18 protein-coding genes are annotated in these 20,825 nt (G+C 61.8%); 4 read left to right on the top strand and 14 right to left on the bottom strand.

Going from position 1 to position 20,825, the window contains the following annotated elements:
* Positions 1-56: 56 nt before the first annotated feature.
* Both guaB and V0U79_RS13390 read right to left on the bottom strand, forming a co-directional pair.
* Positions 57-1,526, bottom strand: coding sequence for an IMP dehydrogenase (gene guaB, locus V0U79_RS13395; protein ID WP_330200018.1), 1,470 nt, complete (start codon positions 1,524-1,526; stop codon positions 57-59).
* A gap of 203 nt (positions 1,527-1,729) precedes the next feature.
* On the bottom strand, positions 1,730-2,542 hold the full coding sequence (locus V0U79_RS13390) for a Coq4 family protein (protein WP_330200017.1): 813 nt from the start codon (positions 2,540-2,542) through the stop codon (positions 1,730-1,732).
* Between the two features lie 165 nt (positions 2,543-2,707).
* Between V0U79_RS13390 and V0U79_RS13385 the strand changes: the two genes are divergently transcribed.
* Positions 2,708-3,298, top strand: coding sequence for an SRPBCC family protein (locus tag V0U79_RS13385; RefSeq protein ID WP_330200016.1), 591 nt, complete (start codon positions 2,708-2,710; stop codon positions 3,296-3,298).
* 93 nt (positions 3,299-3,391) lie between these two features.
* On the opposite strand, the gene V0U79_RS13380 is transcribed toward V0U79_RS13385, so the two are convergent.
* The gene (locus V0U79_RS13380) at positions 3,392-4,138 is read right to left on the bottom strand and encodes an RlmE family RNA methyltransferase (RefSeq protein WP_330200015.1); all 747 of its coding nucleotides are present in this window, start codon (positions 4,136-4,138) and stop codon (positions 3,392-3,394) included.
* Positions 4,135-5,250 carry a Ppx/GppA phosphatase family protein gene (locus V0U79_RS13375; RefSeq protein WP_330200014.1) on the bottom strand — a complete coding sequence of 372 codons (1,116 nt, stop codon included), beginning with the start codon at positions 5,248-5,250 and terminating at the stop codon, positions 4,135-4,137. Before V0U79_RS13375 ends, V0U79_RS13380 begins: the two co-directional genes overlap by 4 nt.
* 155 nt (positions 5,251-5,405) lie before the next feature.
* On the opposite strand from V0U79_RS13375, the gene hspQ reads away from it, so the two are divergent.
* Positions 5,406-5,744 carry a heat shock protein HspQ gene (gene hspQ / locus V0U79_RS13370; RefSeq protein ID WP_330200013.1) on the top strand — a complete coding sequence of 113 codons (339 nt, stop codon included), beginning with the start codon at positions 5,406-5,408 and terminating at the stop codon, positions 5,742-5,744.
* Here hspQ and V0U79_RS13365 read toward each other — a convergent pair.
* The 6 genes from V0U79_RS13365 to V0U79_RS13340 form a co-directional block, all read right to left on the bottom strand.
* Positions 5,741-6,754 carry a fumarylacetoacetate hydrolase family protein gene (locus V0U79_RS13365; RefSeq protein WP_330200012.1) on the bottom strand — a complete coding sequence of 338 codons (1,014 nt, stop codon included), beginning with the start codon at positions 6,752-6,754 and terminating at the stop codon, positions 5,741-5,743. The genes hspQ and V0U79_RS13365 overlap by 4 nt on opposite strands.
* A gap of 74 nt (positions 6,755-6,828) precedes the next feature.
* Positions 6,829-7,140 carry a DUF190 domain-containing protein gene (locus V0U79_RS13360; protein ID WP_330200011.1) on the bottom strand — a complete coding sequence of 104 codons (312 nt, stop codon included), beginning with the start codon at positions 7,138-7,140 and terminating at the stop codon, positions 6,829-6,831.
* Positions 7,141-7,144: 4 nt separating this feature from the next.
* Positions 7,145-8,107, bottom strand: a complete 963-nt coding sequence (locus V0U79_RS13355; RefSeq protein ID WP_330200010.1) for a sodium-dependent bicarbonate transport family permease — start codon at positions 8,105-8,107, stop codon at positions 7,145-7,147.
* 63 nt (positions 8,108-8,170) lie between these two features.
* Positions 8,171-8,821 carry a carbonic anhydrase gene (locus V0U79_RS13350; protein ID WP_330200009.1) on the bottom strand — a complete coding sequence of 217 codons (651 nt, stop codon included), beginning with the start codon at positions 8,819-8,821 and terminating at the stop codon, positions 8,171-8,173.
* Between the two features lie 77 nt (positions 8,822-8,898).
* Positions 8,899-10,047, bottom strand: coding sequence for a homogentisate 1,2-dioxygenase (locus tag V0U79_RS13345; RefSeq protein ID WP_330200008.1), 1,149 nt, complete (start codon positions 10,045-10,047; stop codon positions 8,899-8,901).
* Positions 10,048-10,114: 67 nt separating this feature from the next.
* On the bottom strand, positions 10,115-11,206 hold the full coding sequence (locus V0U79_RS13340; RefSeq protein ID WP_330200007.1) for an isoaspartyl peptidase/L-asparaginase family protein: 1,092 nt from the start codon (positions 11,204-11,206) through the stop codon (positions 10,115-10,117).
* A 466-nt stretch (positions 11,207-11,672) separates the two neighbouring features.
* Here V0U79_RS13340 and V0U79_RS13335 point away from each other — a divergent pair, with 466 nt between their 5' ends.
* Positions 11,673-12,920 (top strand): hypothetical protein, encoded by a 1,248-nt coding sequence (locus V0U79_RS13335; protein WP_330200006.1) that lies wholly within the window; start codon positions 11,673-11,675, stop codon positions 12,918-12,920.
* A 2-nt stretch (positions 12,921-12,922) separates the two neighbouring features.
* Here the strand turns inward: V0U79_RS13335 and V0U79_RS13330 are convergent, their stop codons facing one another.
* The 3 genes from V0U79_RS13330 to V0U79_RS13320 form a co-directional block, all read right to left on the bottom strand.
* The gene (locus tag V0U79_RS13330) at positions 12,923-13,897 is read right to left on the bottom strand and encodes an NADPH:quinone oxidoreductase family protein (protein ID WP_330200005.1); all 975 of its coding nucleotides are present in this window, start codon (positions 13,895-13,897) and stop codon (positions 12,923-12,925) included.
* A 100-nt stretch (positions 13,898-13,997) separates the two neighbouring features.
* A complete protein-coding gene (locus V0U79_RS13325; RefSeq protein WP_330200004.1) occupies positions 13,998-15,290 on the bottom strand; it encodes a hypothetical protein in 1,293 nt (430 codons plus the stop codon).
* Positions 15,291-15,309: 19 nt separating this feature from the next.
* Entirely contained in the window at positions 15,310-16,755 is a 1,446-nt protein-coding gene (locus V0U79_RS13320; protein ID WP_330200003.1) for an MBOAT family O-acyltransferase, read from the bottom strand.
* A 169-nt stretch (positions 16,756-16,924) separates the two neighbouring features.
* Here V0U79_RS13320 and V0U79_RS13315 point away from each other — a divergent pair, with 169 nt between their 5' ends.
* The gene (locus tag V0U79_RS13315; protein WP_330200002.1) at positions 16,925-17,287 is read left to right on the top strand and encodes a hypothetical protein; all 363 of its coding nucleotides are present in this window, start codon (positions 16,925-16,927) and stop codon (positions 17,285-17,287) included.
* Positions 17,288-17,542: 255 nt separating this feature from the next.
* Here V0U79_RS13315 and V0U79_RS13310 read toward each other — a convergent pair.
* On the bottom strand, positions 17,543-20,825 hold a 3,283-nt coding region (locus V0U79_RS13310), incomplete at its 5' end, for an Ig-like domain-containing protein (protein WP_330200001.1).

Raw genomic sequence — 20,825 nt, 5'->3', positions numbered from 1 at the left:
ATGGCCCCCTCCGTCAGCTTCGCTGCCACCTCCCCCGAAAAACGGGGGAGGAAAAATCACGATGGCGTCGGATAGTTCGGCGCTTCCCGCGTTATCGTCACGTCGTGGGCGTGGCTTTCCTTAAGGCCCGCATTGGTGATGCGGATGAATTGCGCCTTCTCGCGGAATTCGGCCAGCGTCCGCGACCCGGTATAGCCCATGGCCGCGCGCAACCCGCCGACCATCTGGTGCAGAATTCCCCCGATGGGGCCCTTGTAGGGCACCTGGCCTTCAATGCCTTCCGGCACCAGCTTCATCTGGTCGCCGACATCCTTCTGGAAATAGCGGTCGGCCGAGCCGCGCGCCATCGCCGCTACCGAGCCCATGCCGCGATAGGATTTGTAGGAGCGGCCCTGGTAGAGGAAGACCTCGCCCGGCGCCTCTTCCGTGCCGGCCAGCGCCGAGCCCATCATCACGGCATCCGCACCCGCGGCGAGCGCCTTGGCGAAATCGCCGGAATACTTGATGCCGCCATCGGCGATAATACGGGCATCCGAGCCTTTGGCGGCCCTTGCAGCATCCATGATCGCCGTCAGCTGCGGCACGCCGACACCGGCGACCACGCGCGTCGTGCAGATCGAGCCCGGACCGATCCCGACCTTGATGCAATCGGCGCCCGCATCAATCAGCGCCTTCGTGCCGTCATAGGTGGCGACATTGCCAGCCACGATGCGCGTGCGATTGCTCTCGCGCTTGATGCGGCGCACCTGCTCCAGCACCGAAGCGGACATGCCATGAGCGGTATCGATCACCACCATGTCGACGCCGGCATCGACCAGCGCCATGGCGCGCTCATAGCCGCTATCGCCGACGGTCGTTGCCGCTGCGCAGCGCAGGCGGCCGTGGCGGTCCTTGGAGGCCAGCGGGTGGGTCTGCGCCTTCTCCATGTCCTTGACGGTGATCAGGCCGATACAATTGTGCTGGTCGTCGACCACCAGCAGGCGCTCGATCCGGTGCTTGTGCAACAGGCGGCGGGCCTCGTCCTCGCCAGCGCCTTCACCGACAGTGACAACCTCGCGGGTCATCATATTGCCGACCTTCTCATTGGGATCATCGGCAAAGCGGACATCGCGATTGGTGATGATGCCGATCAGCTTGCCCGGACCACCATCACCATTCTCGACCACCGGAATGCCCGAAACCTTGTGATGGGCCATCAGCGCCTGCAGCTCGGCCAGCGTGGCTTCCGGGCCGATGGTGACAGGATTGACCACCATGCCGCTTTCAAAGCGCTTCACGCGGCGCACTTCCTCGGCCTGCTGCTCGATCGTCAGATTGCGGTGGATGACGCCCAGACCGCCCGCCTGTGCCATGGCAATCGCCATGGGAGCTTCGGTCACCGTATCCATCGCGGCCGACAGGATCGGAATGTTCAGATTGACGCCTTCGCCAATGGCCGTCCGCGGGTCCGCGTCGCCGGGTAAAACTTCTGATGCGCCGGGTTGCAAGAGCACATCATCGAAGGTGAGGCCTTCGCGAATCTCCATGGGAGATCCTCCTTGCTGCTTGCGGGGGCGGATTAACGGGGAATCGCCGGGGACGCAAGGGGGAGAATTGCACCTCGTCCTTCGAGGCTCCCGCGGGCAAGCCCGCGCTCGCACCTCAGGATGAGGTAAAAGCTAATTCAGTTCCAAAGCCACCTCATGCTGAGGTGCGGACCGGAAGGTCCGCCTCGAAGCACGCAGCAGGCCTACCCCTGCACAGCCACAGGCATCTCGCCATCCCAACTGGCCAGCGTGTCCAGATAGAGCGAGGGCTTGCCCATGTTCAGCCGCGCGCGGGCCTCGGCCAGAGGCAGCGGTAACAGGGACGGCAAATCCGTCGTGTAGAAAGGCTCCGCCCCATTCGCCAGACGCACGGCCTCGGCCATCATCCGGCCCACCGGCCAGGACGGGATTTCGGAGCGGATCTTCAGCCCGGCCAGAGAGCCCAGCCAGCGCGGCCCGCGCCCGCCGGTCTGTGTGCCGGTAAACTTCAGAAGCAATGCCTCGCCCAGCGGATCGCGGCCATAGCCGGTCAGCACATGATAGAGATCGTGAGACAGGCTCATCATCCAGGAAACGGCATAAAGCCCCGGCCATTCATCGCGCATATAGGCCATCGCCTGCGGCGCCTGGTTCCAGTGCGCCTCGAACACGCCCAGCGGCTGCAGGTTTTCAGTGTCCAGATAGTGCAGATAGGCGGCGGCAAAACTGTCCGGGCCATAGCTTTCCAGCGTATCGCGATCGGTCAGCTGGCCGCCAATGCCGGCCGGATCGGCCAGCACGGACTTGCCGTAATCACTGGCCACGAAACGCTCGTAGAAACGCGAATAGGAGCGGCCGTTCACATTCTCGAAGAAGGCGAACACATAGCGCGTGTCCTCCTTGTCCCGCACCAGTCCCTGAAACGCCTTCCAGGCCTTGAAGGGCTGGATGGGCTTGACCGGAAAGGCTGAAATATCCCCGGCTTCCGTGGCTGGAAGCGGCGGCGGCAATTCGCTGAATGTCTGGCCGTCAGGCATGGATCAACTCCTCCACACCAGACATAAGTGAACAGTGTTTACTAAAGCGTCAAGGGGGCTTTCGAGCTTCAAAGCCACCAAATTTGGGGCGTATATCGGGTTTTTTGATTGATTATGCGGCGTTCGCAATCAAACTGATCTTTTGACCACCAGCGGGAAACTGTCATGCCCTTCAGTGAGCGTACCGTATTTCGATCATTCCTGATGCTGGTCTGCCTGACAAGCGTTTGCTGGCTGGCAGCTAGCAATGCATCGGCCCAATCTGAAGTTAGCGAAACCGGCGTCGTCGAAACGCTGAGTGAGTACCCTATTCCGTCGCAGACCATCGTGCTGCCTGTTTCGGTTACAGATGCGTGGGCCGCGTTCACCACCAGCGAGGGTTACTCATCCTGGGCTGCGCCCTTCGCTGTTGTCGATTTGCGCGTTAACGGCACTATTGAAGCATCCTATGCGGAAAACGCTGTGGCTGGAGACCCGGCCAATATCGTGATTTCCATCCCGGCCTACCTGCCCGAACGTCTACTGGTAATGAAAACCATTCAGGCCCCGCCCGGTTTCGCGACGCCAGAGCTTTTAGATCGGCTGGTCTCAATCGTGGAGTTTGAAGCCGTGGGCCCTTCGCGTACGCGCATCACGCTTTCAGCCGTGGGCTATACCGATGAGGATGAAGAAATGCGCACGGGCTTCCTGCGTGCCAATGCATGGGTTCTGGGGCAACTTCACGCTTATCTCACCGGCGATACCGCTTCGGAATAGGACTGATAGCTTAAAGCACGGAGTTTACAGGGCCCGATCACGCGCATCATCGACCGCGCGCGAATTTTTACCTCCTCTGGTAAATTAGGAACCCTACCCCCGGAAACCCTTCGCAATCAGATAGGTCTCGGCGCTTTCCGAGCGGCTGGCGGGCGGTTTGGCGTGACGGATGGTCTCGAAACGCGGCTTCAGCGTGGCGAGGAGGTCATCCTCGGTGCCGCCCTGGAAGACCTTGGCGACAAAGATGCCGCCGGGTTTGAGGGTTTCCAGCGCGAATTCCGCGGCGAGCTCGACCAGCGCAATGATGCGCAGATGATCCGTGGATTTGTGCCCGGTGGTCCAGGGTGCGAGGTCCGAGATCACCGCATCGGCCGGCCCGCCCAGCGCAGCCTTCACCTTGTCGGGCGCATCAGCCTCGGAAAAGTCCAGCTGCATCAGCGTGGCGCCGTCGATGGGGTCGATGTGCAGCAGGTCAACGCCAACGACTTCGCTGGCGCCTTTCTGCAAGGCCACCTGCACCCAGCCGCCGGGCGCGGCGCCGAGATCGACGATGCGGTCGCCTTTCTTCAAAAGGTGAAAGCGCTCGTCCAGCTCGATCAGCTTGTAGGCCGCGCGTGAGCGATAGCCGTCCTGTTTGGCCCGCTGGACATAAGGATCGTTCAGCTGGCGCTGCAGCCAGCGCGTCGAGGAAAGCTTGCGGCCGCGCGCGGATTTTACCTTCTCGTGCAGGGATTTGGCCGCGCGGGCATCGCCGCCCTTCTTGACCGGGCCGGACCGGCGGCGGCGCCTGCGCCGCTCTTCGGGCTGGCGCTCGTCCTCGGATTTGTCGTCGTCGCTCATTGGGCGGCCTTTGGCGGATTACCGGCAGCGCCCTTAGCACGGCGCGAACGGCGGCGCTTGGGCTTGCGCATCAGATTGAGCAGAAGGCCTTCGCGCAGGCCGCGGTCACCAACGCGGATCTTCTCGACCGGCCATTTGTCCAGAACCGCTTCAAGGATGGCACAGCCGGCCAGCACCAGATCAGCGCGATCGGTGCCGATCACCGGGTTGGCCGCGCGTCCGTCCAGATCCTTGGACGCCAGATCCTGGCAGGCGTCGCGAGCTTCTTTCGCAGTCATCCAGCTGCCATCCACGAGGGCCCGCTCATAACGGGGCAATTGCATGTGCACGCCGGCGACCGAGGTGATGGTGCCCGATGTGCCGATCATGTGCGCCCTGCCCTCATCGAACAGGCTCTTGAGCTTGCGCGCGCCGCGCGGCGTTTTCAGCGCATCACTGGCAAAGGCGCGCATCGCCTCGTACCAGTTCGCGCCATGCTCGGCCTCGGGGATACGCTCCGACAGGGTGACCACGCCCACGGGCGCACTGGCCCAGGTGCGCACCGGCGGACGGCCGCCACTATCAAACCCGCCGCGCTCGCGCCATTGCGCCAGATCCACCCAGGACAATTCTGTCGAGCCACCGCCAATGTCGACCACCAGCGCGACGTCATAATCCTCATCCATCAGGTCCAGACAGCCCAGCACGGCCAGGCGTGCTTCTTCCTCCGGAGAGATGATGTCGAAATTCAGCCCGGTTTTGTCCTTGATGCGCTGCATCAATTCCTCGCCGTTCTCGGCCAGTCGGCAGGCCTGGGTCGCCACGGCACGGTATTTGATGACCTCGCGGCGCTCCATCTTCTCGGCGCACACTTCCAGCGCCTCGACGACGCGGTCCATGGCCTCGGGATTGAGCCGTCCGGTCTCGGTCAGCCCGCCGCCCAGGCGGACAATGCGGGAAAAGGCATCAATAATGCGAAAGCTGCGGCCGGCGCGGCGCGCCACCAGCATGCGGCAATTATTCGTGCCCAGATCGATCGCGGCAAAGGCCGGTCCCGGACCGGTTCTGCCTCGCCCCGCGGGTTTTGACCCCCGTGGACGCGATCGCGCGGCAGCAGGCTTGTCCTGCGCCATTAAATACCTACCTCTCGCCGTCCGCGCGCTGCTCCATATGGGCACGCCGCGTTTCGGCCTGATCTTTGCCTTCATCTGTCAGCATAAGGCGAAGACGGGCGGCTTCAAGCGAAACTGGCTTGTTGCGGCACAGTTGAAAGGGAATGGACCGGACCATGACGATCGAACGCGACGCCAGATTTGCCATCGGGGATGTGGTGAGACACCGCCTCTTCCCGTTTCGCGGCGTGATTTTCGATGTCGATCCGGAATTCGCCAATACCGAGGAATGGTGGCAATCCATTCCCGAGGCGATCCGTCCGCACAAGGACCAGCCCTTCTATCATGTGCTCGCCGAGAATGAGGACAGCTTCTATACCGCCTATGTGTCGGAACAGAATCTGCTGCCCGACGCCGAGGCCGGCCCGGTCCGCCATCCGCAGACGCGCGAATTGTTCGAAGCCTTTGACGGCGAGCGCTATCGGCTGAAAACCGCCGATATCCGGCCGAACTAACGCGTGTAACGCACGACTTTCTGATCAATCGCGCCGAAGATGGACTGACCCTCGCGGTCGAACATCTCGATTCGGATCGTATCGCCCGGCGTCATGAAGGGCGTTTTCGGTGCGCCGTCATAAATGGTCTCGATCATGCGGATCTCGGCGATGCAGGAATAGCCCTTCCCGCCCTCGGCGACCGGCTTGCCCGGCCCGTCATCCATCTTGTTCGAGATCGTGCCCGAGCCAACAATCGTGCCATTGGTGAGCGGGCGCGTCTTGGCCAGATGCGCGACCAGCTGGGCAAAGTCGAACGTCATGTCGACACCGCATTCCGGCTCGCCGAATTTCTCGCCATTGAGATGGCTGACCAGCGGCAGGTGCAGCTTGCGGCCATCCCAGGCCTCGCCCAGCTCATCCGGCGTCACCGCGACCGGCGAAAACGCCGTCGGCGGCTTGGACTGGAAGAAGCCGAAACCCTTGGCCAGTTCGGCCGGGATCAGGCCGCGCATGGACACATCATTGACGATCATGACCAGGCGGATCTGGTCTGCGGCTTCGTCCGCGGTCAGACCGCTGGGTCCGGAACCGGTGATGACAGCCACTTCGCCCTCGAAATCACAGCCCCAGCTGTCATCGCCCAGCGGAATGTCCTGCGTGGGGGCGAGGAAGGCATCAGAACCGCCCTGATACATCAGCGGGTCGGTCCAGAAGGTTTCCGGCATCTCGGCATTGCGCGCCTTGCGCACCAGCTCGACATGATTGACGTAGGCCGAGCCGTCGGCCCAGGCATAGCTGCGCGGCAGCGGCGACAGCGCGTTCGCCGTATCAAAGGCCTGGGTCTCGACAGAGCCTGCATTGACCTTGTCCGACAGCGCCTTCAGCGCCGGTTCGGCGCGCGACCAGTCATCGAGCGCGGCCTGAAGGGTCGGCGCGATAGCGGACGCATCGGCATAGCGGGACAGATCGCGGGAAACGACGACCAGCTGACCGTCAGGATGACCATTACGTAGCGAGGCGAGTTTCATGTTGGCGATCTCCAATTCCAGCGATTGGCTGTCTGTGTAACTTCCAGAATCGAGGGGGCAAGCCCGGTTGGCGGTCAGAACCGTTCGGCACGGACGACTTCAACGTCCGAAACCGTGACAATACCGATTTGCGAAGAGACCAGCGCATAGACCTCATCGAGCACTTTCGCCAGCGCCGCCTCGTCCAGCACGGCGAACAGGACAAACATGCGCTGGCTGTCGCTGATCTCGCCCTTGCGCGACCAGCTGCCATTGCGGCCGCGACCGGAGACGGCCGGCATCACCGTGTAGCCGGACAATTTCAGCGCATCGAGCTTGCGGGTCAGCCGCTCCAGCACCGGAGCTTCAATGACAATTTCGAGCCGTTTCTTGGTCGTGGTTTCCATGGGCCTATCCTAGCACGGCGCGCGCGATCGCGAAGTAGATCGGGATGCCGAAAACAAGGTTGAACGGGAAAGTGACGCCCAGCGACAGGGTCAGCGCCACGGCCGGCTTTGCCTTGGGCAGGGCCAGACGCATGGCGGCCGGCACGGCGATGTAGGACGCACTGGCCGACAACGTCATCAGGAGTGCGCCCGTTCCCGGAGCGAGGCCGATGATCCAGGCAATGAACAGGCCCAGCGAAGCGCCAATCACCGGCATGTAGAGGCCGTGCAGGATAACCGGCCATTGCAAGGCTCCAGCCTGACGGACGAGGCCACGGCCAGCCACCAGCCCCATATCCAGAAGGAAGATGCAGAGCACGCCGCGGAAGACGTCATAGAAGAGCGGTTCGACAACTTCCCGGCCCGTCTCGCCCGTCGCCCAGCCGATCAGGAAGGCGCCCACCAGCAAAACGATCGAGCCGTTGACGGCGACTTCGCGGAACAGCTCGCGATCGGACTGGCCTTCCTGTTTTCCCGCCAGGATGAGGCCGGAGAATATGGCTGGCGCTTCCATCGCTGCGGCGACGGCGACCATGAAACCGGCGGCGGCCAGCCCCATCGCATTGCCGGCATCGGACGCCGCAATAAAGGTGACGATGGAGATCGAGCCATAGTGCGCGGCAATGGCCGCGGCATCAACGCGGCCTGTCCTGCTGGTCGCGCGAAGCAGGCCGAAGCTGATGAATGGCAGGGCGAAGGATATCAATATGCCGGCGCCGATCGCCATGGCGGCATCGGACAGGCTCGCGCTGGCCATCTCGACACCGCCCTTGAAGCCGATGGCCATGATCAGGAAGATGGAGAGCGATTTGGCGACCGCTTCGGGAACGGCCAGGTCAGACCGGATCAGCGCGGCCACAAGCCCGAGGGCAAAAAACAGGATGGGCGGCGAAACAAGATTGGTCAGCGCCAGATCGAACAGGCCCATGATCTACTCCGCGACTTGATTGGCGCGCTGCTAGCAAACCCGCCGGATTTCATCAAGCAGGCGTTAGCTGCGGATATCGACCCGCGTGAAATCGCCATCAATGTTCAGCCATTCCAGTTCGCCATCGGCAATGCCGAAGCGGGCACCGTGAATGCGGAGCGTTCCGTTTTCGACGCGCTCGGCCACGAAAGGATAGGTCAACAGGCGCTCCATGGACCGCCTGATCGAGCACAGCTCGGTTCTATCAGACAGCGCATCGATATCGGTCTCATCGGGCAATTCCGCGCGCGCATCGGCCAGGGCAATTTCAATGGGTTCGATCCAGTGTTCGATGAACATGGAGTCTGCGTCGTGCTCGCCACAGACACAGGCATTCACCCCGCCGCAATGGCGATGACCAAGGACGAGGATGTTGGGCACTTCCAGCTTCTTGACGGCAAATTCCAGCGCCGCCGAGACGCCATGATGCGCGCCATCCATTTCACAGGGCGGCACCAGATTGGCGACATTGCGCACGACAAACAGCTCACCCGGCCGGGCATCGAAAATCTGCGCGGGATCGACCCGGCTGTCACAACAGGCCACGACCAGCGTGTGCGGCTTCTGGCCCCGGTCCGCCAGGTCTTCGAACAGCTTGTGCTGACGCGGATAGAGCTCCGCGCGGAAGCGGTCGAAACCGTCCGAAAGGTCTGTCGGCATGGAGCGCTTGGGCATGAATCGCCTCGGCTGTCGTTGATCCGCGCCTAACGTTCCAACGAATTGCCGGGTCTATCAAGCCGTGCCGACAGCCCCTATTCCGCCGGCTCCGGTGTCTTCCACGAATTCACGTAATCGCGGTTCTCGACACTGGTCGCACCCTCGCCGATATCCAGCGGATCGCGCGTGTCGATCATCACCGCATACTCGTTCGTCGCTTCCTTGGTCTGAACGAGCATGTTTTTCAGCGCCTTCGGGTGCGGGCCGTGTGTAAAGCCTGCCGGGTGGAAGGTCATCATGCCGGCATCGATATTGTCGCGGCTGAAGAAGTCACCCGCATGGTAGAACAGCACTTCGTCATAATCGTCATTATTGTGGAAGAAGGGCACTTTCAGCGCGCCTGGATCGGTCTCGAAGGGGCGCGGCGCAAAGGTGCAGACCACAAAACGATCCGACAGGAAGGTGGTGTGGGCGCTCGGCGGCAGATGATAGCGGTCGCTGATCAGCGGGCGGATATCCCGCACATTCAGGCGCACCGGTGCCAGCTCGCCATGCCAGCCAACAGCATCCAGCGGATTGAAGGGATAGGTGATGCGGCTGACCGCGCCGCGCTTTTTCACCTCGACCACCCATTCGTGATTCTCATCCGATTGCTGGGCCTTGAAGGCTTCATCCACTTTCGGCGCATCCATGACGGCCGGGTCGAACACGGCATGCGGGCCGACCAGGCCACGATCCGGCAATGTGTAGTGCGTATTGGTCGCCTCGATCATCAGTACAGCCAGCGGCTCGGACGGTGACAGGCGCCACATCGTGCCGCGCGGCAGATAGACATAATCGCCGGCCTCGACCTCCAGATGGCCGAAATCGCAGAACAGAGCGGCCCGGCCCTGGTGGATGAAGAGCAGCTGGTCGCCATCGCCATTGCGCGCCAGCGTGGTCATCGGCTGGGACAGCTTCCAGAAGCGGATGTCCGTAGCGTTGTTATACAGGACAGAGCGCGAATCCCAGGGCGACGGCTCGGCGGCATTCAGCTTCGCCAGGTCAAAGGCGCGCGGTTGCAGCGGGCCTTCGAACTTCACCCAGCCGGTGGGCGGGCTCTGGTGGTGGAAGAAGGCGGCCGGGCCGAAAAAGCCCTCCTTGGACATTTCACGCTCATATGTGCCTTCCGGCATGTCGGCGTGGGCCTGGCGCGAGGCATTTCCCTCAATGCGCGAAGCATAGATCCATTTGCGATTGCCCATGGCGAACTCTCCCGAAATCCGTGTTCGGGATCAATTTAGTTACAAATGAAACTAAATGGAAGCCGCCTTATTCCTCATCACCATAAATCGCGACAATCCGGTCCCGGTCCGAGCCCCAGCTGGCGCGATACATGCCCGGCGTGTTGAAGCTCCACGCCGTCTCGCCACTGGCTGACAGGACGATGACGCCGCCATCCCCGCCGAGGTCCGTCAGATCGCCCTGGATCACAGAATCGGCGGCGTCCTGCGCAGCATAGGTCCGCTCTTCGGCGCCGCGATCCATGATCTCCATTTCATGGCAGATGCGCGCGGCAATGTTCAGGCGGATGAAATACTCGCCCGTCCCGGTCGCCGAAACGCCGCAGCTATTCGTGGCATAGGTCCCCGCACCGATCACCGGGCTGTCACCCACCCGTCCCCAGCGCTTGGCGGTGGTACCGCCGGTCGAGGTGCCGGCCACGATATTGCCGGACATATCCAGCGCCACCACGCCGACCGTGCCGAAGCGGTGCTCGCGCTCCAGCAGGTCGAGATGACCTTCCTCGATTTCCTCCGGCTCGGGTGCGCCGTCCGGGCGTTCTGGCAAGGGCAGGCCCATATCGCCCACCGCGCGCTCCATCGAGCGCCAGCGGCGCTCGGTGAAAAAGAAGGCCGGATCGACGAATTCCAGCTCCTGCTCGCGGGCAAAGGCCTCGGCCCCCTCGCCTGTCAGCATGACATGGCGGGAGTTTTCCATCACGGCGCGCGCGGCGGTAATGGGATGGCGGATCCCGGTGACGCCAGCGACCGCACCGGCATTAAGGGTCGATCCGTCCATTATGGAGGAATCCAGCTCGTTGCGGCCTGCCGCGGTGAACACGGCGCCGCGCCCGGCATTGAACAGCGGATCATCCTCCATGGCGCGGATCACGGCCTCGACGGCATCGATGGCGCTGCCGCCCGCGCTGAGGATCTCGCCACCCCGGTCCAGCGCCGCATTCATCGCCGCGCGATAGGCGGCCTCGGTCTCGGCGGTCATGCTTTCGCGCTCGATGACGCCGGCCCCGCCATGCACCACGATGGCCCAGCTTCCGTCATCCTGTGCCGCGTTTTCGCTGTCTTGCGCAAAGCCCGCCGAGGCCATGAACCCCGCCACAATCGCCGCTGTGAAAATCCGCATGTCCGCCTCCCGGAATTGGTTGCCGCCATTCGACCTGATCAGCGCCGGAATGCAAGGGGGCTTTGTCCACACCCGGCGTTTCCCGCTTACACTCCCCGCCCGATCCATCTCTCTGCCTGCCTCCTGCCCTCCGGCGTCGCCGGAACAATCGTAGGAGGTGGCGGCAAAAACCGGAGACGGACCGGAGTCGCTCCGGAGCCTCGTCCATGTCCGCATTTCCCAATACAGACAGGCCGATCCGGCAGATGAACGCGTCTGCAATCGCGCCAGTCGTAGTAGGAGTCGTAGGAGACGAAATCGCAAAAACCGGAGTCTTATCCACGCCCCGCCTTCCGGCGGCGTTTCGCGGCGCGGATATGACCTGTATGCAACTACGGAGCGTCAGCAGGATTCGCAACGCAGGAATCCCGATGACTATCGGGGGTGTTTGCGGCCATTATGGCAGGCAGACCGAAAGGAGTTAGCCGTGTTCAAGGGCCTGTTGCGTATTCTCGGACGATCCAGGGGTGGGGTGAGCGCCGCTGCCAAGCGCGCCGCGCAGGCTGGCGCCGTGCGCGCGACCGCCGGCACCGCCCAGGCCGAGATCAGCGAGACGGCCCGCGATGTTGAAAAATCAGTCTTCTTCAAGAGCTTTCCGCGCCCGCGCATCATTGCGCTGCGTGCATCCGACGTCGATCATGATGTGGCGAAAGCCTATGCCTCGAAGGCGCGGAAATTCTTTTCCCACCCGGTCAATCTGTTCGGCCAGGACACAGTATTCTACGAGGAATCCGAGGGCGAATACATCGAGTCGATCTATGGCAATGAGGAAATGGCCTCTGCCGTGGCCAGCGACGAGCCGGCCGAGGCCTTTGCCACCAGCGACGAGAAACTGGCCACGATTGACGAGGAAGACCGCTATTATGTCGGCACGCTGACGCGCATGCGGCATACCACCAATAACAATACCGCCACCTATTTCCTGTGGCTGTTGCCGATTGCCTTCATCCTGGGGTTCGCGCCCTTCTATGCAGCCTTTATCGAGCATGCCCGCGGAAACGAGGTGTTTGCCGGTTTCCAGATCTTCCGCGATCAGTGGATGCTGATCAGCCTGGCCGGCCCCATCCTGGCCATGGGGTTTGCGTCCTTCAGCTATTTCGTCAGTTACAAGAACCAGCAGATCCGCAATGCGCAGAATTTCAACGGCTATATCGAAACGCGGCTGAACCGGATCAACACGATCCGCGCCGATGCGCTGAAAGAGGCCGCGAATGCCGAGAAGGAAAAGACCAATGAGGCCGAGGTTCTAAGCTCGGCGGTCGACTGGATGCTCTGCTATCACTGGATGATCTGGCGATCCTTCCTGAACGAGCATGGTATCCGCAACATTCTCTTCCAGATCCGGCGCAATACCGATCTCTACAAATGGGGCGGGCTGGCCATACTGATCACCTCCGGTGCGGTGTTTTCCGGCGCGGCCTTCCTGTTTTCACTGGAAGTGCATGAGGCGCTGACGATCTCGGCGGCGGCAGCAGCCTGGTTTATGGTGCTGCCCTATTTCTACATCTTCCATGTCTGTATCGACCCGGCGAAACTGGTGGAGCGGAAAATGTATGCCAGCGAGTGGGCGCGCTTTCACACGTCCGGGATCGACAAGGGGCTGGAAGACCAGATCCGCCGCGACAAGGGCGAGATCCTGCACTATCGCAACCGCCTGAAAAACGAGAGCTTCTAGCGTCAGGCGGTGAGGACGACCTTGCCCTTGACCCGGCGCTCCATCAGATCGTCAAACGCGCTGGTGACCTGGTCGAGCGGATAGCTGGCCGAGACCATGGGGCGGATCTTGCCGGCGGTGTACAGCTCGAAGAGCTCGGCCATGTTGGCGCCATTCTCCTTTGGGTTCTGACCGGCCCAGGCGCCCCAGAACACGCCGCGAATGTCGCGGCTGTTCAACAGAGCCAAATTCAGCGGCATTTTGGGAATATCTCCCGCCGCGAACCCGACGACCAGGAAGCGCCCGCCCCAGCCGAGCGCGCGCATCGCCGGTTCGGAATAGGGTCCGCCCACGGCGTCATAAACCACATCGGCGCCCTTGCCGCCGGTCAGCTCTTTCAGGCGGGCTTTCAGGTCTTCGGCGTCATAATCAACCAGCTCGTCCGCACCGGCTTCTTTCGCCGCGGCCAGCTTTTCCTCGCCCCGCGCACAGGCGATCACCCGTGCGCCATACGCCTTGCCCAGCTGGCAGGCTGCCGTGCCGACACCGCCGCCCGCGCCCAGCACAACAAGGGTCTCACCCTCTTTCAGATCGGCACGCTGCTTCAGGGCGTGGATCGTGGTCGCATAGGTCGTGATCAGAGCGGCCGCTTCCTCGAACGGCATGGCATCCGGGATCGGGGCCACCTGCGCGGCACCGGTCGCGACCTGTTCGGCAAAGCCGTTGAGCAGGGTGGCAGCGACAACCCGGTCGCCTTCCCTGAAGCCCTGGACGCCCTCGCCAATCGCCCGGACCGTGCCCGACACCTCTCCGCCGGGAATGAAGGGCAGCGGCGGTTTCATCTGGTATTTGCCTTCGACCAGCAGAATGTCCGGGAAGTTCACCCCCGCTGCCTTCACATCAATCACCACCTGGCCAGGGCCGGCTTGCGGATCCTCGACCTCTTCAACGGTCAAATTAGCGTATGGCGCAAATTCCTTGCAGATGACGGCTTTCATCAGCGGGCTCCCCCAGTGGCGTGGTCAGAATATGTGTCAGGGAGGACATAAGTCATATCGCTCCCGCGGTCATGGTTTTCCTGTTCCGGGCTGCGCAGCATCACTCGTCCGCGGCCCGTTCGCGTTCGCGTGCGGCCTGTGCCTCGATCCTCGACACGCGGCGCTCCAGCGAAATGAAATCATCCCGGTTCAGGAAGATGTGCGGGCGCTGCTCGATCGCCGGTGGATCGTCTTCCAAATGGTCATACTGCTCGGTTACCCAGCGCGCCCATTCGTCATCGCTGGCCAGCCAGTCGGCGCGCCTTTCGGTCACATCCTGCCAGTGCTGCTCGACATTCTCCGAGGTCAGGCGAACGCCAAATTCCTCCGGCGATACCGGTGACTCGTGCGCCACGCCCAGCATGCGATCGAGGATCACCAGCCCAAGGTTCGGCCGGTAGTGTGACGGCTCGTAATACCACGGGTTCAGAATATCCCCGGACGGCGATGGCGGCCCGCTCTGAGCGACAAGCGGGAAGCCGGAAAAATCCCAGACTTCCAGCGGTCCACCGGGAAAGCAGGGCGCACGCGACGGTGCCGGATCACGCTCTTCGGCCAGCCGGACCAGATCGCGGCGCATCTGCTGGTCAATCCCGTCAATGCCGGCGCGCCAGCGGGCTTCCTCGATCCGGGAATGGATGGGATGGATGAAGACGCGGACCTGAATACCCCGCGCCAGCAGGGCGTCGATGCCGCGGAAGACGAATTCCGGGCGCTCCGGATCGTACACATAACCCAGATAGCTGCGGTAACGTTTGGCCAGCTCGGTATCGAACCGCTCTCGCGAATTCTCCGGCGCGTAGGCGGTTTCCCAGCGCTCGTCAGAGCCGCCACTGACATTGTCGACGACGGTCTGGAGCGCCCGCGCAAAGGCGTTGAGCGAAAGCGATGTCTGGATATGGGATTGCAGCTGCGAGCCGCCGGCCAGGGGCGTGATCCAATACGTCGCATCAGCGCGCGGATAATCGCCGAACTCGCGCAGATCGAGGCCGATCACGGCACAGTCGACATCATCGTTTTCAGCCGCCAGCACAGCCGCGTTGGCGAGCTCGAACGCATTCGTGCCGCCCATCGCCATGTTCTCGAAACCGCCGGGCCAATCCTCGATGGTTCGCGGGAAGCCATCATTCGAGCGCGATGACCCGAACAGCAGGGTGGAAGATTGCGTCTCGATCAGGCCATGCCCGACAGCCACACGATATCCGTCATTATGCGCCCGCGTACGGCGCTCATTGACGCCAGGAATCGAGCTCCATCCATTCACATGATACGGGTCAACGATGAAGGTGAAGCCGCCAAACAGGATCAACCACGCCGCCAGTGTCAGCACCAGGCGGATGGCATAGCCCTTCATCGCGAGCGGCGGTTTCTTGTCAGAAGTTGTAATAGATGAACTCCGCAGTGTTCCAGGCATTTACGATTGACAGGAAAAGCAGAAAGGCCAGCGTTCCGGCGATCCACGGACGAGTGGTGAAGCGCAGACCTTTCTGGGGCACAAGACCCGCGGTTTTCAGCGTGACATCGTCGAACCAGTCCTTGAAAACCGAAGCGGTATCCGGCAGCCCCCAGACAATCGCCAGACCAATAGCAATAGCGATGAAAGGCTCGTCACTGACGCCGGGACCAACGCCGTTGAAACCGGCCATGCCTTGCAGCATCAGGATGGCGGCATCAAACGACGTCGCCCGGAAAAATACCCAGGCGAAAACGACAAACAGGAAAGTGCAAAGGACCGAAACCCACGGCATGGACGGGATCAGCCCGTTCGGACGGAACCGGTTGAGGACATTGCACCAGGCCAGAGCGAGGCCATGCAACGCGCCCCAGAAGACGAAGGTCCAGGCCGCGCCATGCCACAAGCCGCCCAGCAGCATGACCAGCGCCAGATTGATCGCCCGCCGTGCCGGGCCTTTGCGATTTCCACCGAGCGGAATGTAGAGATAGTCCCGCAGGAATTGCGACAGGGTGATGTGCCAGCGGCGCCAGAAATCAATGATGGAGCGCGCTCGATACGGCGCATTAAAATTGATCGGCAGGCGATAACCAAACATGCGCGCCAGCCCGATCGCCATGTCGGAATAGCCGGAAAAGTCGAAGAAAATCTGGAATGTATAGCAAAGTGCCCCGGTCCAGGCCTCAAGAAGACCAACCTCGTCCCCCCTCGCCGCGGCATTGAAGGCACTGGCAGCATAGGGTTCGAAATTGTCCGCCAGCAGAACTTTCTTGGAGATGCCGACCGCGAAAATCGACATCCCGACGCCGATATTCTCGGCCCAGTCATCCTTGCGGTCCGTGTCCTCATATTGAGGCGCAATCTGGTTGTGACGGACAATCGGACCGGCAATCAGCTGCGGGAAAAAGGAAACGAAAAGGCCATGGCCCAGCCAGCCGGATGTTTTTGTCTCACGACGGGCGACGTCCACCAGAAAGCTGATCTGCTGGAAGGTGAAGAAGGAGATCGCCAGTGGCAGGGCAAAGCCCGGCAGCGGGATTTCGGTTCCCGCGACAGCGTTGATATTGCCAAGGAAAAAGTCGGCATATTTAAACAAGCCGATACTGGCCAGATTGGCGACAATGCCGATCGCCAGCCAGGGCTGCGAGCCGCGCTTTTCAATCAGCAGACCGAGCACATGATTGACCGCAATCGAGCCCAGCAGGAGCGGCAGATAGCGGATATCCCACCACGCATAGAAAACGAAGGAGGCGATCGTCAGCGCGACCAGTGCGGCATTGTGCGCCACCCAGCGGCGCAGCACGTAATAAACGCCCAGCGTGGCCGGCAGAAACAGGAACAGGAATTCAAAGGAGTTGAACAGCATGCCTTGCCCCGCGCACGCGGCCAAATAGACGGCGTTTCCCCCACAGGGTCAATTCACCGGAACAGGCGGCCGGATGAACAGCTGACAACCGGCGGCGTCAGCCGGTATTCAGCTTGCACGATCCATCCTCCGCCTGCACTCTGGACGTGGCTATGGGGAGGCTTGAACCATGTTTTTCCGTTTCCTGATCTCGATCGGTTCGCTGTTCGGTTTTGTCACCGGCGGGCTCGACCTTCTGGAACGCTTCGGTGTTCCGGTGGATGACTGGTTGCGTGCCCTGCCCGCTGTCGCCTCGGATTTCTTTGCCTGGTTCGGCTTTCAGGTCGATCAGATCGCGCTTGCGGCGTTCGGCTCATCGGCTCAGGACGCTTCGGCACCGGTGCTCGATTATTCGCAAGGCAGCGATAGTGAGGAAGTTGTGATGGCGTCGCGTAGCCTGATGATGGACTCGTCCGACCAGGCGCTCTGGATATCAGGCGGCTTTACAGCCCTGATGCTGATCATCCTGCTCATGGCTGCGCGGCGTAGCTGATTTTCATTGGGTGATGGTGCCCAGGGGCGGCATATAAGCGTTGTTTATCAATGCTCTAGGATGCTCATCCGTGCATCCAACTCCCCTTCCCTGCAGCGTTTTTGTGTCCATCCATGTCTTGTGGTGACCGTCTCTATCCAACCTCAAAAGGGGGATAGAAAGGTGGACAGAAAATATGCGCACCCGGCGTTGAGCGCTCTAGTCGTCCACCCTATCGCCTGGCATTCTTGGAGGTTCGCGGCAGCCTTGCCGGGTCTAGCGGCCAAGCCTCCACCCAGCCTCTTCATTGACGATCAGCAGGGCCGGTTGCCCATTGTCGTTGGCCGGAAGGTCGATGACAGCGGAATAGGTGCCAGATCGGTCACAGCCTGAAAGGTTCAGCGTCATTGACCGTGAGGCCACTCCGACAGCCTCACCAAAAACAGCACAGCCGCCGACATTGCCCCTGATCTCTCCGGTCTCAGAGAGGTTGAGGCCTTCGCCAAATGCACCTGCCAGATCTGACCAGGGTGTGACATCATCTGAGCGGGTATCCCTGATGCCCCAAAACTCACCGGTCTGCGGGGCCCATGGATCGCCCAGGCGGATAGAACCCATTGTCGTCCAAAGGCCAATATAGCCGATACTCGCAAAGAAGCCCTGAGAACCGTCTTCATCATTGGCCGCCACTGGTTCGATCGACGTGATGCGCGGTGTGGTTCCATCATCAATGATGGCGGTTCCATCTTCCATGATGAAGAGCGAGGCGCGTGCCAGGCTCGGCCAGATGCCGTCGGGCTGACGCAGCAGCACGCTCCAGCGGCCTTGCGGCAGGCTGGAGGCGATCTCAGCGGCGGCCGCAGGCGCCGGCGCGGTCACCGCTGCACTGGTAGCCGACCGGATCGTGCCGGTGGCATCTGCAAAGCGCAGGAAGATACGGGAGTTGGCCGGATCAAACGGTATGCCACCGGTTGAAGTATCGCGTACGAAGGCGGCGAAGAAGACCGGCGTGTTCTGGGCCACGACTGTTGAAACGCTTGGTCCAAGCGGTGTCAGGCAGGCCGCGGTGGTCTGATCGATCTGACAGACTTCCACGGTCACGGGCAGGCTGGCTGCGCCGGTATCGACCGATGTGGTCATGGTGATCTCATTGGTGCCGGCGGAGCCATCACCGACACCGATATTGACAGCAGAGGCAGTCATGAAGCCAACGCCGCCAGCTGTTGGGATGCGTATAACGCCGTCATTGGACGGTGTCGCGGCAATGGAGAGAATGTCGGGTGTTGGAGCATCACCTATGGTCAAAAGCACGGAATTGACACCGACGATGGGATCAAGGCTGGCATTCTGACAGGCAATGACTGGCATGAACTCATAGCCGCTGGCCGCTGTCTGCCGGTCCGGGCTCATGGCGATGACGAAGTTGAGCGACCCGCCGGCATCAATGTCAAAGAGCGGATTTTGCGGACCGGTTGGAGCCCCGTCACCATCAAGCTGTTGATAGGTCAGCCCCACAGGCGCGCCGGCAGGTGCCGCCGCCTGGCAGGACTGTGCCGGGCTGGTTGTCTGCGACACCACAGACATCAGGGCGGTGATAACCGGACCGTCGACATGGCCTGAGCGTGCGCCTGGAAGCGTGGCGGCCACAATGCGGCCGGCCGGCGGGGCATCAAGCGTAAAGCGGGCCGACGCAATCGTGTCGCCACTCATTGTTACCACGCAGGTCGCTGTTGATGTCCCGATGCACGGGCCCGTCGTCCATCCGTCAAAGGACGAGCCGGTATCTGCAGTCGCCGTGAGCGTGACCACGGTCCCCAGCGCATAGTCCTCGGTGCAATCGGTACCGCAATCAATGCCAGCCGGCGCGCTAGAGACGGTACCGACGCCCACACCCGGCAGGATGACCGTCAGCGTGCGGTTCGGATCATGGCCAAGTGCCAGCGGGGTCGAGGCCGTGTTGCCATTCCCCGCCGCATCTGAAGCGCCATTGGCGGCGACAAGAACGGCCACAGCCGTTCCCGTACCCGGCGTGATGGTGGCGGTATAGACCGTGGCGGATGTCGCCTGGACGTTGGACGCCGTCCCGTTGGTGACGGTGAGATCGCTCACATCAAAGCCCGTGACATCTTCCGAGAAGGTGGCGGTGACCGTGAAGGGGCTGGAGATGGACGGTGCAGCGCTGGTCGTCAGCATCACCGTCGGTGCGGTGTTATCCAGCGTATAGCTGTTCTCATTGGCACCGGTCGGCGTGGTGTTGGTCAGCGCATTGCCCGCCTCATCGGTGATGTTCTGCCCTTGTGCAAAGGACAAGGTGACCACGCCATTATAGCTGGCCAGATCCCCGCCGGAGGCCGTTACTTCAAACGTCGACGATGATACGGCTAGCGGGGCGCTATACCCATTACCCGTCACGCTGGGTGGCAGCGGGACAGCTTGCGGCGAGACCCGTGTCACCGTGGCCGTTGTGCCCGAGACGGCGAAGTCTGCCGTATCAATGTCGGTTACATCCTCAGAGAAGCGTATTGTCCAGACCAGCGTATCCGCATTGGTCAGCTCAGCTGTTGGTGTGTTGCGGGCAATGGACACTACCGTCGGCGCATCCGCATCGTTGATGACAGACCAGGCGCGTTCATCAGTACCTGTGGGTGTCGTATCGCTCAGCGTATTACCCGCTTCATCCGCGATATCCTGAGCGGCCGCAAAGGACAGCGTGACAGTTGCATTGAGATTAGCCAGATCGCCGCCCGAGACCGTGATGTCATAGCTTGCGCCATCAATGGCGGTCACATCCGTGACCGTCCCCGTCGTGCCAGTCACAGAGAAATCTGCCGCCCCGGCATTGACCACCGTCTCAGAAAAGGTCACCCGCCAAACCAGACTGTCCGCATCGGTCGGCGAGACAGATTGTGACTGGCGCACGATAGAAGCGACGGTCGGAGCCGTCTCGTCATTGGTGATGGAGAACTGGGTGGCCGCGGTGTTGTCATTGCCCGCTTCGTCTGTGGCGACAGAGCCAGCGACATCCAGCGTCACTGCGCCATCAGCGGCGGGCGTGATGGTCGCGGTGTAGACCGTGGCACTGGTTGGCTGGAAGTTCGACGCTGCGCCATTGCCCACCGTCAGATCAGCGAGAACAAAGCCGGTCACATCTTCAGAGAAGGTGACCGTCGCCATGAAGGCGCCAGAGACAGGTCCGGCAGGGCCGGTAATCGCCAGCGTCGGAGCGGTGGCGTCATTGGTGACAGAGAACTGCGTAGCGGCGGTGTTGTTATTACCGGCTGCGTCAGCGGCGACGTCTGATGCTACGTCAACAGTGGCAGAACCATCAGCCGCCGGCGTGATGGTGGCGGTATAAACGCTCGCCGATGTCGCCTGGAAGTTCGAGGCGGCGCCATTGCCGACACTGATATCGCCTACGACAAAGCCCGTGACGTCTTCATCGAAGGTGAAGGTGGCGGTGAAAGCGCCAGAAACAGGTCCGGCAGGACCGGTGATCGCCAGCGTCGGAGCGGTGGCGTCATTCGTGACAGAGAACTGGGTGGCAGCGGTGTTGCCGTTG

Origin of the sequence: Hyphobacterium lacteum (assembly GCF_036330345.1) — a bacterium.
Classification (GTDB): domain Bacteria; phylum Pseudomonadota; class Alphaproteobacteria; order Caulobacterales; family Maricaulaceae; genus Hyphobacterium; species Hyphobacterium lacteum.
The sequence above is the reverse complement of the archived record's forward strand: the minus strand, read 5'-3'. Positions and strand labels throughout refer to the sequence as shown.